The organism is Zooshikella sp. RANM57 (assembly GCF_050749885.1).
Classification (GTDB): Bacteria; Pseudomonadota; Gammaproteobacteria; order Pseudomonadales; family Zooshikellaceae; genus Zooshikella.
The window spans coordinates 39,405-55,044 of record NZ_JBOIUB010000003.1; the positions used below are offsets into that span (position 1 = coordinate 39,405).

Sequence of the window (15,640 nt, forward strand, 5' to 3'; positions counted from 1 at the left end):
AGATGCACTCATGAAACGAGCCATTATTCTGGTTCTTGATTCTTTTGGTATTGGTGCTACAGAAGACGCTGATAAATTCGGTGATACTGGAGCCAATACCTTGGGTCATATTGCAGCAGCCTGTGCAACTGGCCAGGCTGAAATTGAGGGCCGCACAGGCCCTCTTAAATTACCCAACTTGTCACAACTGGGTTTAATGCATGCAGCACAAGAAAGTGCTGGAACATTTCCTCAAGCCGTAGAAACCCAAATTGATATTACGGGAGCCTACGGTTACGCAAAAGAACTCAGTAGTGGTAAAGACACGCCTAGTGGTCACTGGGAAATTGCAGGTGTTCCTGTACTCTATGATTGGGGGTATTTTGAACCCAAGGAAAAGAGTTTCCCTCAAGAATTGCTAGATGAATTTATCGCTGAAGCCAAAGTACCTGGTATTTTAGGTAACTGTCATGCATCAGGTACCGAAATCATCAAAAATTTAGGCGAAGAGCACCGTCAAACAGGTAAGCCAATTGTTTATACTTCTGCTGACAGTGTATTTCAAATTGCTTGTCATGAAGAAAGCTTTGGCTTAGAACGCCTCTATGAACTTTGCCTGATAGCCCGCAAGCTCTGCGATAAATACAATATTGGTCGTATTATTGCGCGCCCCTTTGTTGGTGATTCACCTGAAGAATTTCAGCGCACGGGTAATCGTCGCGATTATGCTGTTCCGCCTCCCTCTGCAACTATTCTTGATAAATTAGTGGCCAAAGGTGGAGATGTTGTCAGTGTTGGTAAAATAGCTGATATTTTTGCTCACCAAGGAATTACCCGCAAAATCAAAGCGACGGGTCTCGAAGCTTTATTTGATGCAACCTTAACAGAAGTTAATCAAGCTTCAGATCAAAGTATTGTTTTCACAAACTTTGTTGATTTTGACTCATCATACGGCCACCGTCGTGATACAGCAGGTTATGCCAAAGCGCTAGAATATTTTGATCAACGCTTACCTGAACTGCTAGATATTATGCAAGATGATGACGTGCTGATTATCACTGCAGATCACGGTTGTGATCCTACCTGGCCTGGTTCAGACCATACACGCGAACACATCCCTGTACTTGTCTATGGAAAATCCATTAATCCAGGCTCATTAGGTGGTCGAGAAACTTTCGCCGACATTGGTCAAAGCCTCGCGTCTTATTTTTCTTTAGAACCAATGGATTACGGAACATCTTTTCTTAATTAATTGAGGTAAAGTAGTTATGCCAACACCACATATTAATGCTAAAGAAGGTGCTTTTGCTGATACAGTTTTAATGCCAGGTGACCCTCTACGCGCTAAATTTATTGCTGAGAATTTTCTAGAAAATGCTGAGCTCGTTACTGATGTACGCAATATGTTCGGTTATACCGGCACATACAAAGGTCGTCGTATTTCAGTCATGGGATCAGGCATGGGCATCCCATCTATTTCTATTTATGCAAAAGAATTAATTACTGAATATAATGTTAAAAACATTATTCGTGTCGGTAGCTGTGGAGCCATAAATTCAGACATTAATTTACAAGATGTCATTATTGGTATGGGAGCAAGTACCGACTCAAACGTAAACCGTATTCGCTTTAAGAATTATGATTTTGCTGCACTTGCTAACTTTGACTTATTGCAAAATGCTTACGTCACAGCAAAAGCCAAAAACTTGCCTGTAAGAGTAGGTAATATTTTCTCTGCAGACTTATTCTATACTCCAGATCCATCATCTTTTGATGCTATGGAAAAATACAATGTACTTGGTGTAGAGATGGAAGCAGCAGGTTTATATGGTGTAGCTGCAGAATATGGTGCTAATGCTCTCGCTATTCTTACAGTGAGTGATCATATCCGTCGTGGTGAAGCATTATCTGCTGAAGACCGCCAAACTACCTTTAAAAATATGATTGAACTTGCATTAGACTCCATTATTGCAGGTGATCAAGCATAAAACGTAATCAAAATAAAAAAACCCCATTTTTGGGGTTTTTTTATTCCTAAAACTTCATACTAAATTACGCTACAGCTTTTTTAGTGTCTACCTCATGTTGTGTATCAACAGTAATAACGGTATTAAGTCGTTCAGGTCGTACAAAAAAGCGTGCTAATGCAGGTAACAGCCAAAGTGCTCCAATCATATTCCATAAAAACATAAATGTGAGCAAAATACCCATATCTGCTTGAAACTTGATAGGAGACCAAATCCAGGTTCCTACTCCAATCGCTAACGTTATGCCTGTAAAACTTACCGCCTTACCCGTTGTCCGTAGCGTCGCATAATAGGCTTCCTGTAAATTTTTACCTTGCCTTAAAAAACTTTCCAAGCGGCTATAAATATAAATACCATAATCAACACCAATGCCAACACCTAATGCAATGACAGGTAAAGTAGCCACCTTAATACCTATCCCTAGCCATGCCATTAAAGCCTGGCACAGTACGGAGGTAAGCGCCAAAGGAATAATAATACAGACAACTGCACGTAAAGACCTAAATGTAAGTAAGCATAAAATACTCACAACGCCGTATACCCACAATAACATTTTATCTTGCGCAGATTCTATAACCTGATTGGTTGCAGCCTCAATTCCCCCATTACCTGCAGCTAACTTAAACTGTAATTCAGATGTATTATTTTCTGCCGCGAATGCTTCGGTGGCTTTGACCACTTGATCTAATGTTTCGGCCTTATGGTCATCCAAAAACACCATGACTGGCGCCAAACTACAATCGGTATTAAACAATTGGCTAGCCTGGGCTATCGATGCATTTAACACATAAGGGTTTCTTGCCAGGGTCTGCCATTTTGGATTACCTTCATTGGTGCCTTTAATATACAATTTTGAAACTGTCACTAACGAAACAGCCGACTGCACCCCAGGTACGTTTTCCATACGCCACATATATTGATCAATAGCAGACATAGTGGCATAAGATGAACATTGCTCTTTTGCTGTTTCTACCATCGTCACGAGAACATCAGCACTAGTAGAATAGTTGTGAGTAATAAAGGCATTATCCTGATTATATCGTGAGTCAGGATGTAATTCTGGTGCGCCTGGATCTAAATCACCAATCTTTAAATCTTTACTCCAATACAGTCCTAAGCTAAATCCAATAATCGCTAAAACAATTGAAATAGGCGCAACAATGGGGTGAGAAAAATATGATAGTAACTCCCAGCTTCGTGTTTTCTTTTCCCGATTTTTCTGAACTTTACGAATAGCTCGTTGGCTTACACCAATATAAGACAGTAGTATTGGTAATAAAAATAAATTCGTAAAAATAATAACCGCCACGCCTATACCCGCAGCAACGGCTAAATCTCGAATGACATCTATTTCAATAACCCATAGCGTTAAAAAGCCAATGGCGTCAGACACCAACGCTAACATACCTGGAATATAAAGTCCGCGGAATGTCCGCCTCGCGGCAGTTAAACGGTCTGCACCTAAAGAAGACTCTATCCCCATGCTATTAACCATCTGTACGCCGTGACTGATGCCAATAGCGAAAACTAAAAAGGGAACAAGCACTGAGTAAGGATCTAAGCCATAGCCAAAACAGGATAATAAACCTAATTGCCAGACAACAGCGATAACAGAGCAAATTAAAGGCACAATAGCACTTTTCAAACAACCAGAATAAATCAACAGTAATAGCAATGTTATGCCAATGGCAATTGCAAAAAAGTATGCAATAGAGCCAATTCCTTCAATTAAATCACCTACTTTTTTTGCAAAACCAATGATTTTTATATCAACAAGATCTGAGTTATACCGTTGCCTAATTTGCTGTTCTAATCCTTCCGAAAGTGCTTCATAATCTAGGGTTTTCCCCGTCTCAGGATTTTTGTCAAATAGTGGGACTTCTATAATTGATGATTTAAAATCATTGGCCACCAAACGTCCTATTTGACCTGATTTTAATATGTTCTCTCTTAGAAGATTTAAACTGTCTTGAGTCCCATCATAGCTTTGCGGAATAACAGGCCCCCCCTCAAATCCATCTTCTGTAACTTCTATCCAACGGACATTAGGGGTCCATAGCGATTTTAGCCCAGCACGGCTGACACCAGGCAGATAAAAAACATCGTCCGTTACTTTTTGTAGAATACCCATATATTCAGCAGAAAAAATATCACCTTGTTTGGCTTCTACTGAGATACGAATTGAGTTTCCTAAATTTTCCAAATCATCCTTATTTTTCAACATATTTTGAATAAAAGGATGCTGGGTAGGAATCATTTTCATAAAGCTGGTTTCTGGTTTTACCTGAGTCATTTTGTAACCCAAAAAAACCGTAACCAACGCAAATACAAATAAAACAAAAAGACGATTATTAAAAAATAAACGCTCTAATACTACTTCAGAATCTTTATGATTTGCAGGAGACATAGCAGGGTCCTCCAATGTCAGCCAGAATTATGGGCGTATTGCGAGATCATTTCCTTGGGGAATGGTTTGTACAACGCCCCCCTGCCCCACTAAAATATACTCTCCATCAGCCGTTTCAGTAATACCCGACACAAGCTTTCTATCAGGTTGCTTATGTAAACTAAACCGCTGACCATAATCATTACTTATGAGCCAAACGCCACCATTTCCAGCCAGAGCTAACCGGCCATCTGCAATATATTGCCCCCCAAATAAGCTTTGCTCAGTATGAGTAGGGATTGCTGACCAACTATTTAAAGAACCATCATACAGAAATACATGACCTCGCAGACCAAAAGTCACAAAACCATGCGGTTTACCATTTGCAATCACACCAAATAATGATCCTTCATATGGGCTTTCAAGGCGCTGCCAGCTCATGCCCTGATTATCAGAGTAATAAACAGTACCAGCTTCACCAGCAATGACCATCTCCTGCTTATCCTTTAACCCAGTAATGCTATTAAAGTGAAACTCTTCTTCATTTTCGATATGGTCTGACCAATCCTCCCAACTTTTTCCACCATTACTGGTGCGTAATATTTGTCCATAAGCACCGACAGCAAAACCCTCAAACTCACTACTAAACCATACATCTAATAAAGGCGCTTCAGTCGTTAGGTTTTTATATTGCTGTTGCCAAGTTTGTCCTCCATCTGTTGTTGCTAAAATCAACGCATCATGGCCCACTGCCCAGCCTTGTTTAGCAGAAACAAAATAAACAGCGGTAAGCAACTGACGGGTAGGGACTTTGGCCTGCTGCCAAGTATCTCCCCCATCATCCGAATAAAGAATATGTCCTCGGTCACCCACTGCGACCAACCGGCCACTTTGTCCAACAGTTGTCACATCAATTAATAGTTTTTGTTGGGCTAATGCTGATGGTTCTGCAAACACAACAGGTGTGCTCGTACTGTTTTCTGCTGCTTGCAAAGCAGTCATCATCAATGCAAACAGTAAACACACCGTTAGCCCTATACAAGGCACTTTAGACAGGCTACGCTTGAGCTTACTCAAACCAGTGCCTACCTGATCGGCTACTCGCATATGCCAACCCCTTATTTCAGTCTTTTTTATAATTGTCTTAGCTATATCTATGTGGCTACACCACAGTTTACTGGTACACATATCCCATGAAAACCTAGTCCTATAAAAACTTAGTCCTATGAAAACTTAGCCCCATGAAACTTGGCGAATCTTATTCAAACGACCGTTATAATATCGCTGTTATTCCAGCATGGCTACCAAATAAGGGGAAGTAATTTAGCGACAAACAATAAGCTTGACAAATAGCGATGATTTATTTTCACATAAACTGTCTAACAATAAAGTAATATTACTAAGATAATCTTCCTATAGTGCATTAAATAAAATGATTGTTGTATTTATTTACAAACTAATCTAAAGCACCTATAAAGTTCCAACTGTTAATAAACAGAAGGAAAACCCTTTGGTAAATCTTTTGGTGAACAACAAATCACCGAGTTGTTATTAGGCCCACACTCTTCAATAAAAGTAATTTTGGCAAACTCATCAATCACCTCTTTAGGATAAGTGGGTCCTTGATCGCGATACTCACGCATAAGACTGAGATGATCATTTTGATAACAAACTGTTTTTTGTGGATCATTAATTACCCACCTAGGAAAGAAAATAACACCATGTAATTCAAGCTTCTCTAAATTTACAGAGAGACTCACCGTCGTACCTGTAGGCTCGTCCCAAGAAATTTTATAAACCTGATCACCTATTTTGCGTATCTTTGCCTCTTGGTCTGTCACCCAACGCCCGCCCACGATGCCGCTATGAATCCGATAGTCAAAAACACTGCCAGACTTGACATAAATCTCATACTGCCAACCGTTTTCATAGGTATAAATTAAATGCTTACCCACAAAGCCTGAAAGATCTTGCTCAACGTTATTACTGACCATTTAGTTCTCCAATTGTTTTTACATGTTTAATCTGCACAAGCTTAAACATTGTTTTTTCGATTAAAAAACGTTATTTTTAGCTTATATCCATCGAAATATTTGATTATTCATATGTTTAGATCAACGTTAGAGCAATGGTTTGTCCTACAGTGTGTCATTGAACATGGTGGTTTTACAGCAGCAGCCAAGTTTCTACATAAAAGTCAGTCTTCGATCAGCTACACCATCACTAAGTTGCAAGAACAGCTCGGTATTACATTAGTGATTGTTCAAGGAAAATCCGTAGCACTAACACCAATTGGCAAATCATTATTAGAAGATGTACGGCCTTTTCTAGATGAATTTAAATCCATCGAGTTTAGAGCTAAAGCACTGGCCACAGGTACAGAAGCCTCTATACGCATAGCTGTTGACAGTATTTATCCCAAACATTCTTTATTTCAAGCACTTACATGCTTTAAAAAGCAATTTCCAGAAACGCAAGTAGAGCTACAAGAGGTTATTCGTCTTACACCACAAAATACCAACGACTCAGCAAACATCTCAATTGCCTTTCCCTTTAATACAAACTTACTGGGAACAAAATTGTTAGATATAGAACTACTTGCTGTAGCCCATCCAAATCATCCCCTACACCATTTAGATAAAAACAATTTAACTACGTCAGATTTAAATTTATTTACGCAAGTCTATATTGAAAATATTCAGTCTGTTCATCAGTGCCCCTTACCCAGCCATAGAGTATGGCGAGTTAATACTGTTCATACTGCAATTGCCGCAGTAGAAAGCCAACTATGCTTTGGCTGGTTACCTACACACGAAATTAGCCATTTACTGAACACTGAGCTATTAAAAACACTACCACTGTCCATAGGACAAATACGTAAAATTCCACTTAATCTTATTTATAATGATTTTTCTCAAGCGGGTCCTGCAACACGTGAATTAGGTAATATTTTAATTGAATTACACAAAAGTAAACAAATCAGCGACTCTAACCAATAAATGCTAAAAACAACATAAGCATGTGCGCTTTATTCTCAAAAACTCACATGCTTCTCTTTTATCTAAATACCAATCAGTATCTATGCTCAAACACAACCATCCAAGGAACAGAATTGTTTAGACAATTCGACTTCATCCCTATCTTTATTATTTATAATCGATTGAATATACGGCACTATTTTTTCTGCATTTCTAAAAAAATCCCGCACATTGATCAAAAACCAGTGACCATTATTCTCCAGCGCCAATGTTGGAAATCCTGAAAAGCCATGCAATACCATTAACTGTCGACTTTTCTTAATATGTAACTCCATTTCTTCCACACATTGATTCAGTTTATCAATAAATGTATGACGCATTAATCCTTGCGACTCAGCAATATCGGCTAATACATCAAGCTGCGCAATTTCTCTGCCTTGCTGATAATGTGCTTTTTGTATTTGATCTAACATAATTAATGGTGCTATTCCCATCGACTTGGCAACTAAAATAGCACGAATAGGCAAATAAGAATCAAACCATGCTGTTGCGTTATGCAATAAACCTCCTGTATAACCTTTGCCAAATATCTGCCCCGTTTCTAATTTAATGCGTTTATCATGCTCTATTATAAACTGGCGCATAGCAGCCGTTATCGGCTGCTTTTGCATCATGCCACCAGCATGCATCACAAAAGGGATATCTTTTATTGAAGCGGCAGCATGAATAATGTCCGAAGCGCCATAACACCAACCACAAAGCGGATCATAAAAGTAATGCAACGTTACCATTGCATTTCTCCTTTAATCACTTTAGCACCAATGGTTAATGCAATCTCCAACTCAGCATCTGGATATGCCTTTTTCATCATATTAATTAATTCACCACTATGCTTCGCGTGCTTAGCTTTGCGTAAAAAAGTCACCAAGTAATTACGTGTATAATCAATTGTTGCTACATCCATTTTTGTCCCTGCTTTCATATGACCAGGCACAACCAATAATGGATTTAAACCTTTCATTTCATCCAGCTGCTTTAACCAGGCATCTTGTTCAATCTTAGTTTGAGAATCTGCCATCCATAAATGCAAACCACCAGACACCGCCACATTACCCACAATCGCACGAATTGAAGGAATCCAGACATAAGGCCGATGAGCGATAGCGCTTGTTAATCCTTTAATTTCCAATACATGCCCGTCAACATAAAGCTTATCGCCTTTAAACTCGGTAGGAACCACGGGATGTTGTGGCGCATTAACCCCAAGCTTAGGCCCCCAATAAGCAATTTTGGCAGGTAGCTTTTTCTTAATTTGTTTTAGAACTGCAGGACTCGCTAAAACCTTAGCCTCCGGAAAAATATTTTTTAATACTTCTACGCCAAAATAATAATCAGGGTCAGCTTGACTGATATAAATGGTTTTCAGTGTTTTACCACTATCCAACACATTTGCCGCGATACGGAAAGCATCAGCCCGAGTAAAGCCCGCATCAATCACCACCGCTTCGTGAGCACCTGTGATCAAACTAGAGTTCACATGAAAGCTATTTCCATCCGCATGGTAAACCTGAACGTTTAAGGGAGAAGCATTCTGGACTGAAGGCTGTTCGTCCGCATTTACACCCGAAGCCAGCAATACAGCAGCACCTATCAAAATTCTTTTCAACATCATTTAACTCCTTAGAAATTTTGAATCTATCGATACTCACAGCAAAGGGTAAATATCTTCAAAGCTATTGCTGAAGCACGGGGTCACTATAATAAGTTGACTTGATCAGATATAGATCTAATATTGCACATCATTGTTTCTTAATTCGATCTAATACTACCCATGGACAGACTAACCGCCATTAATGTTTTCATTGATATTGCCCGCTCAGGAAGCTTCACTGCTACCGCTGAACGGCTTGATATGTCTAGAGCTATGGTGACTCGTTATATTTCAACCATGGAGTCCTGGCTCAATGTACGCTTACTCCAACGCACAACACGTCGTGTCACCCTAACGGAGGCAGGCCATCGTTGCTTAGCACAGTGTTTGAAACTGACTGAACAGACTCAAGCATTGGAGTCAGAAACAGCTCATAATGATAATGAACTGCAAGGGTTGCTTAGAGTGGCAACCAGTATGTCCTTTGGCCATGCTCAACTGGCAAAAACAATTTGTAGATTTTTAGCCGAACACCCCAAGCTTAAAATTGATATCGATGTGAGTGACAGACCTGTCAATTTAATTGAAGAACGTATTGATCTAGCCATCCGCATTGCCAGTAATCCTGACCCTTCTTTAATCGGTCGACCTTTAGCTGTTTGTGAATCTGTACTTGTCGCGTCACCACATTATCTCGCTAAACATGGGCACCCTTCCACGCCAGAGGAATTACGCCAACACCAATGTTTAGGTTATCGACACTTTGAGCGTAATGTATGGTACTTGTCGTATAATAATGATTATCAAGCTATTGATGTTGAGTGCCACCTGACCGCTAACGAAGCCACTGTTTTATTAGAGGCCGCAAAAAATGATGGCGGCATTGCATTACAACCAACCTATTTAGCCAATGAAGCCATTAAACAAGGCCAACTTGACATTGTGCTCCCCGACTGGAAACCAAAAGACTTAACGATTTATGCACTGTACCCTTCACGTCAATTTCTTCCTCCTGCACTCAGAGCACTTATAGATTATTTAGTGAAGGACTTTGCTAGTAAGCCATGGTGAGATATGCTCTACCTGTATTGTTCTTATCTGGATAAAGGTAAACGTTGCAAACATAGAGAAAAAATTAACACGCAATGCAAGGACGCAAAGAATGATTCATCACCTCAAAATTACGCAAGAAATTTTAACCTATGTCAGGGACGTATCTCTTCGTGAAAACGATATACTCAAAGCATTAAGAAATGAAACCCTGAAAATGGCAGAGTGCAATATGCAAATCATGCCAGAACAAGGCCAGTTTATCGCTTTACTTGTTCGCTTAATGCAAGCCAAAAAAGCACTTGAGATTGGCATATTTACTGGATACAGCGCTTTATGTGTGGCACAAGCACTACCTGACAATGGTGAGCTCATCGCCTGTGATAACAATGCTGACTGGGTGAATATGGGTCGAAAATACTGGCAACAAGCCGGTGTAGAACACAAAATATCAACCATGATTGGTAATGCCCAAGACAGTCTGCAACAACTTATCGAAGAAAAACTTGAAGGTTCATTTGATATCGCATTTATTGATGCAGATAAAGAAAACTACGACACCTATTATGAGCTAGCACTAAAACTCGTGAAAAAAGGTGGTCTAATTTTACTGGATAATATGCTGTGGTCTGGAGCAGTCGCAAATAAATCAATAAGCGACAAAGAAACAGAGGTTTTGCGGGCGCTTAACAAGAAGTTATTAAGTGATGATAGAATAGATTTAAGCTTACTTCCTTTTGCTGATGGCTTAACGCTTGTGCTTAAACGTTAACCAAGTAACAGCTATTCAAATACAAATAAAAAAGAGATTTTAAAGATAAAATAAAATAGTTACTTGTATTAACCCAACAACTAAAAAAGTTAGCTCTAAATCGTAGTGTTTTATTTATTATACGAGAAACTATAAATCAAAATAATAAATCTCCCCCTTAGATAAGGGGGAGATTTATGGGGGATTAAAAACGTATTTTAACGATAACTTCTTCTACGGAGGGTACTGGGTTTGAAGTATTTATCGTCTGGAATGGGACGAGAGAAGTCTACGTAATTACGCTCTTCATTTGCCATACCTTGTACATGGTAACGGCGGGCTTGTAGATCATGGAATACGTCTAATCCAGTCCAGGTAGTAGGCAGATCGTAATTATTTAATAAGTACGCCATGCTGACACGCCATAATTCACCACGTCCGTCGTATTGATCGACAACCGCTGCACCCCAGCTATCTTCATCCAGATAAAGAGTACGCTTGGAGTAAATATGACGCTCATCTTTTTTCAAGGTGCCTTCTACGACCCAAACACGGTGTAATTCATAACGCGTATGCTCAGGATTGATATGCCCTTTTGCCAATACGTTTTCATACTTAAGGTTGGGGCTAATTAAATTATAGTTATTGTAAGGAATATAAATTTCTTTTTTCCCTAACAATTTCCATTCATAACGATTAGGTGCACCATTAAACATGTCCGTATCATCAGCGGTACGTAAACCATCTGCGGATGAAATAGGTGTATCATACGCAAGGTTAGGTGCACGACGTACTCGACGCTGACCTGCATTATACTTCCACGCTTGGCGAGGCTGTTTTACCTGGTCTAATGTTTCATGGACCAACACCGCTTCACCCGCTAAACGCGCAGGACTTGTCGTGAATGAAAGATAATAAATAATGGTATTATCTAACGAGCTTTCACTGCCTTTAGGATAATAGAAATTAAAACCCGCCTCTTGTTGTGCTGTAATTAGTGTGTAATCCCCATTACGTTGCACTGCGACTTCAGATGCACGACGTACGACGTATTCACCACGATAACGGACAATATGGTTCCATAATGCTTCTAAGCCAGTTTTAGGCATTGGGAAGGGAACGCTGGCATACGCACCTTTGAAGCCATTCCCGCCATTAACCAATTCAGCTGTTGTAGCATTTTTAATGGTATCATCATACACATGTTGTGGTAATGAACCAGAACGACGGGTTTGATAAACAGGCATTTTAAAACTATCAGGATATGCCTCAAATAACGCAATTTGCCCAGCTGTTAATTTGCTTTTATATTTCGCCAAATTTTCAGCAGTAATATAAAACTTTGGCTTATCCCCAGACCAAGGATTTGGGTAATGCTGCCCACGGCGTTTATACGATGCAGGGATATCTTTTTTGGTAATACCCCCCGTCCAAGCGGGAATCGTGCCATCTGCATTTCCGGCTTTTTCAGCACCAATAGGTGTTAAAGTAGTGCCTAATTTTTTTGCTTCTTGTGGGCTAATGGCTGCCGTAGCCGTTTGAATTGCTAAAGTCAGTGCTGCCACCGCAGCACCAATATATATTATATTCTTTTTCATAGCAGGCTCTCTATTAGTCTTCGTAAAGCACCCATCTACTTTGTTATCTTCGTTCTTCAGCTCAATCACTTATTTCCTAATAAGCTCATTCACTTCATCACTTGATGCCGCGTATATGGGCGCTATACATTGGCTAACGCTAATTTATTATATACCCAATACGAAGGTTTTTTAGTGGGGCTAGTCTGGTCTGTTAAGACTAGCGATAGCATCAGTAGCTGTTATAAAGGTGCTATCTGGGTTGTCAAGCAATAAACCCTCAGAAGCTTACATTAATAAGTGACTGAGCTGAAGAGTGCTGACAACAAACCCTAAAAATGATTCGTGAAGGGTATGGTTATTATTTAGAATGAATACTTGACTGTAAACGCTATATTATCACGGTCATTGAGTTTATTACGCCGCTCTGCACCAAAAAAGTTGGTATAACTGATACCTGCTTCTAAAGAATTCATATACGTTGCATTTAATGCCAAGGTCGCTGCTTTACGGTCTTCCATAAAATTACCCGTAACACGAGAGTTACCTTGCACATCTTGTTTAAAACGTAAAATGGGATTTAAGTTGACACCTGCAAATACATCATTCCATTTACCAGAAAATACTGTGGTATACCCCCAACTAAAGCGGTCTAAGCGCTCATGATCAGGGGTATAATCACCAGAAAATTTTCTTGAATCATATGGACTTGAACCTTTAGCTGCAAAAGCATCGTAATTACCACCAATGCCAGAAACCAATTCAAATGAAGGTTCTAATACAGCAATAAAATTATCAAAGCCAAAACGGGGGCCAAAATTATGAATAAATACTAACGAACCGGTATATAGCTCAACACGCTCATAGTTTTTGTAGTCATTGCCAACACAACCAACATTATTTGGGCGTGCTTGTGAAAGTTGAGCAAATGTAGTACATATTCCACTCTCAGAACCACTTCCTGCAACAGAAGAAATAATTCCAGGAGCTATTGCAGATGTTGGATCACTAATGTTTGTATTTGTTGTCAAGTTGGCGAATATACCTGATACTAAGTCATCAGGATGATCAATCCACATTGGCATATTAGGACGATACGTTAACTCACCAGCTATTGACGTATTGCCTACAGTAGTATTAAAACTAATACCAAACATACGAATATCTTCAGGATATACTCTATCTGCATAAACAGAATTAGATAAAACATTAAGAGACCTAATCAAATTATGAGGTAAAGTTTCTCCTAAGGCTTGAAGAACTCCTCCTTCGCGAATACCTGCTGCAGCAAAAGGTACTTGAGCATGGTAGTTCACAAAATAAAAGCCAAATTCTGTTTCATTTAATTCTTCTGCGAAATATTTGAAATTAACTCCCCACTGACCACTATCACGCGCATTTTGCTTACCATGTAAGTCTGCAACGATTAAATAGTCTCCATTATAATTAATATTATTCAAGTCAAGAGTCGCTTTCAAAGCTGGACTTTTTAATGAGGCAGGTAACTCATTATACCCATATGTTGCTCCTTCCGCGAAAATATCATTATTACTAAAGTAAGAGCCCACTGGTGGAACAATACTCTCATCCCACTCCATCATATAATATGTTTCCATGGAGAGGTTTTCAGTAAGACCTAAGTTAAACGATAATGCCATTTGTGGAATTAATACATCTTTAAGCTCTGAACCTGGCAATGCAAATTGTGCTGCATCCATAGGGTTAATGGTATTAATACCATCACGATAGAAAATACCTTCCCCCCAATTCAGTACTTGCTTACCAAACCTAACATCTAAAGGCATATCACCAATATGGAAACTACCGAATACAAATGCATCCATAATTGAAGCGTCTTTGCCAATTAATTCTTCCACATCACTGTCAAATGCATCTGCAGATCTATTTGTACCAGCCTGATCAAAGTAACCTGGAAACCTTCGATTAAACCGATCGTTGGTATCAGACCAATCTGTATCTTTATCCATGATTTCGGTGTCATAAAACGCACGACCACGCACGAATGCACCATAGTTTTTATAATTCAGCTTAAGTTCTGAATTAATTTTATAAACACTCGATACCATTCCCGTATCAAAATTACGGTTGCCATCATTGGTATTTACATCATCATGAGTTGGTTCAGTGTCGTTACCATAGAGGTGTGTATCTCTACCTTCAACTCGCCACATCGCGCCATAGGATAAGGTAGTATCTAATGAACCCGTTACCTCTCCTTCCATTAAATCAAATTCAAACGCCTGGGCAGGCATAACGGCAAGTAAACTGGCTAAGGCAAATCCTGCTTTTGCGGGTGCAAATAACAGGCGTAAAGGCAGGCTATTTGTGTTGTTCATGGATCGCTCCGTAGCATGGTCTTTATAGGAAGGGTGGAAATCATTAAAGTAAAACTTAATAAATTAACCACGTAGGAGCAGTTTGATCGTAATATATACCCTTCATTATGGGCATACTTACCTTAAAAGTAAGAAGCCACACTAACATAACAATAGCTGTATATATCACTATGAATACCGAGTTAAAAATAGCCTTTTCTTTGGATACAATAATCCATCGGCTAATACACTCGTATATCCGACTTTAAGTCTTAAGAGTAATACAATAGATAAGGTATAAATTTTTACTTGAGTATTATTTTTTTTCACACCCAATCTTATTTATACCCTTCACGAATCATTTTTAGGGTTTGTTGTCTGCGCTCTTCACTCCAGTCACTTATTGATATAAGCACTGGGGGCTTCATCGCTTGACGACCTCCACTAAAAAACTTTCGTTTTAGGTATATATAATCGTATCCTTACCTTATTGTTATTGTCCCCTAGTTATCCAAATTGAACTACTATACCCATCATAATGGGTACACCAAGCAAAGTTATTAATTCTTATTACTTAAAATAGCTCTTTTTGGTTATTACGCTCAGCTCCAACTTCCTAATTATTTTTGTTATCTCAGTACATTCATACTTACATTTTTCAATGTTTACTGTGAACACATTGAATTAGCATTTTATGATTTTCTATTTACCACCTTAAAGCACTCAAGGTGAGCTATATACTATCTTCTTATTTTTTTTATTCAATGTTAATAGCTTCGCAATGAAAATGTCGAAAATTCACAGAACAATGCCTAATAACTTAGTCTGTTCATTGTTGCTTTATAAATTTGTTACATTATGAAACTTTTAAGCAATGCCGTCCACCAAAAACGAACGTTTAAACG

General features: G+C 39.1%; 12 protein-coding genes. 5 read left to right on the top strand and 7 right to left on the bottom strand.

Annotated elements, in window-relative coordinates; all coding sequences use genetic code 11:
• Positions 1 to 10 precede the first annotated feature (10 nt).
• Positions 11 to 1,231, top strand: a complete 1,221-nt coding sequence (locus tag ACQ96U_RS07590; RefSeq protein ID WP_431720642.1) for a phosphopentomutase — start codon at positions 11 to 13, stop codon at positions 1,229 to 1,231.
• Positions 1,232 to 1,247: 16 nt separating this feature from the next.
• On the top strand, positions 1,248 to 1,967 hold the full coding sequence (gene deoD / locus ACQ96U_RS07595; protein ID WP_431720643.1) for a purine-nucleoside phosphorylase: 720 nt from the start codon (positions 1,248 to 1,250) through the stop codon (positions 1,965 to 1,967).
• 64 nt (positions 1,968 to 2,031) lie between these two features.
• Here the strand turns inward: deoD and ACQ96U_RS07600 are convergent, their stop codons facing one another.
• The 3 genes from ACQ96U_RS07600 to ACQ96U_RS07610 form a co-directional block, all read right to left on the bottom strand.
• A complete protein-coding gene (locus ACQ96U_RS07600; protein WP_431720644.1) occupies positions 2,032 to 4,413 on the bottom strand; it encodes an efflux RND transporter permease subunit in 2,382 nt (793 codons plus the stop codon).
• A gap of 27 nt (positions 4,414 to 4,440) precedes the next feature.
• Positions 4,441 to 5,499: a WD40/YVTN/BNR-like repeat-containing protein gene (locus ACQ96U_RS07605; RefSeq protein ID WP_431720645.1), complete on the bottom strand. Its 1,059-nt coding sequence runs from the start codon at positions 5,497 to 5,499 to the stop codon at positions 4,441 to 4,443.
• 380 nt (positions 5,500 to 5,879) lie between these two features.
• Positions 5,880 to 6,386 (bottom strand): phenolic acid decarboxylase, encoded by a 507-nt coding sequence (locus tag ACQ96U_RS07610; protein WP_431720646.1) that lies wholly within the window; start codon positions 6,384 to 6,386, stop codon positions 5,880 to 5,882.
• 111 nt (positions 6,387 to 6,497) lie between these two features.
• On the opposite strand from ACQ96U_RS07610, the gene ACQ96U_RS07615 reads away from it, so the two are divergent.
• Complete coding sequence (locus ACQ96U_RS07615; RefSeq protein WP_431720647.1) at positions 6,498 to 7,391, top strand: LysR family transcriptional regulator; 894 nt, start codon at positions 6,498 to 6,500, stop codon at positions 7,389 to 7,391.
• Between the two features lie 86 nt (positions 7,392 to 7,477).
• Here ACQ96U_RS07615 and ACQ96U_RS07620 read toward each other — a convergent pair whose 3' ends face one another.
• Together ACQ96U_RS07620 and ACQ96U_RS07625 are read right to left on the bottom strand one after the other, a co-directional pair.
• Positions 7,478 to 8,161, bottom strand: coding sequence for a DsbA family protein (locus ACQ96U_RS07620; RefSeq protein WP_431720648.1), 684 nt, complete (start codon positions 8,159 to 8,161; stop codon positions 7,478 to 7,480).
• The gene (locus ACQ96U_RS07625) at positions 8,155 to 9,042 is read right to left on the bottom strand and encodes an MBL fold metallo-hydrolase (RefSeq protein ID WP_431720649.1); all 888 of its coding nucleotides are present in this window, start codon (positions 9,040 to 9,042) and stop codon (positions 8,155 to 8,157) included. Before ACQ96U_RS07625 ends, ACQ96U_RS07620 begins: the two co-directional genes overlap by 7 nt.
• 159 nt (positions 9,043 to 9,201) lie before the next feature.
• Here ACQ96U_RS07625 and ACQ96U_RS07630 point away from each other — a divergent pair, with 159 nt between their 5' ends.
• The gene (locus ACQ96U_RS07630; RefSeq protein ID WP_431720650.1) at positions 9,202 to 10,092 is read left to right on the top strand and encodes a LysR family transcriptional regulator; all 891 of its coding nucleotides are present in this window, start codon (positions 9,202 to 9,204) and stop codon (positions 10,090 to 10,092) included.
• The gene (locus tag ACQ96U_RS07635) at positions 10,073 to 10,843 is read left to right on the top strand and encodes an O-methyltransferase (protein WP_431720651.1); all 771 of its coding nucleotides are present in this window, start codon (positions 10,073 to 10,075) and stop codon (positions 10,841 to 10,843) included. The genes ACQ96U_RS07630 and ACQ96U_RS07635 overlap by 20 nt, the downstream gene beginning before the upstream one ends.
• Positions 10,844 to 11,040: 197 nt before the next feature.
• On the opposite strand, the gene ACQ96U_RS07640 is transcribed toward ACQ96U_RS07635, so the two are convergent.
• A complete protein-coding gene (locus tag ACQ96U_RS07640; RefSeq protein WP_431720652.1) occupies positions 11,041 to 12,420 on the bottom strand; it encodes a DUF1329 domain-containing protein in 1,380 nt (459 codons plus the stop codon).
• Positions 12,421 to 12,764: 344 nt separating this feature from the next.
• Positions 12,765 to 14,756, bottom strand: a complete 1,992-nt coding sequence (locus tag ACQ96U_RS07645) for a DUF1302 domain-containing protein (protein WP_431720653.1) — start codon at positions 14,754 to 14,756, stop codon at positions 12,765 to 12,767.
• Positions 14,757 to 15,640: the final 884 nt, after the last annotated feature.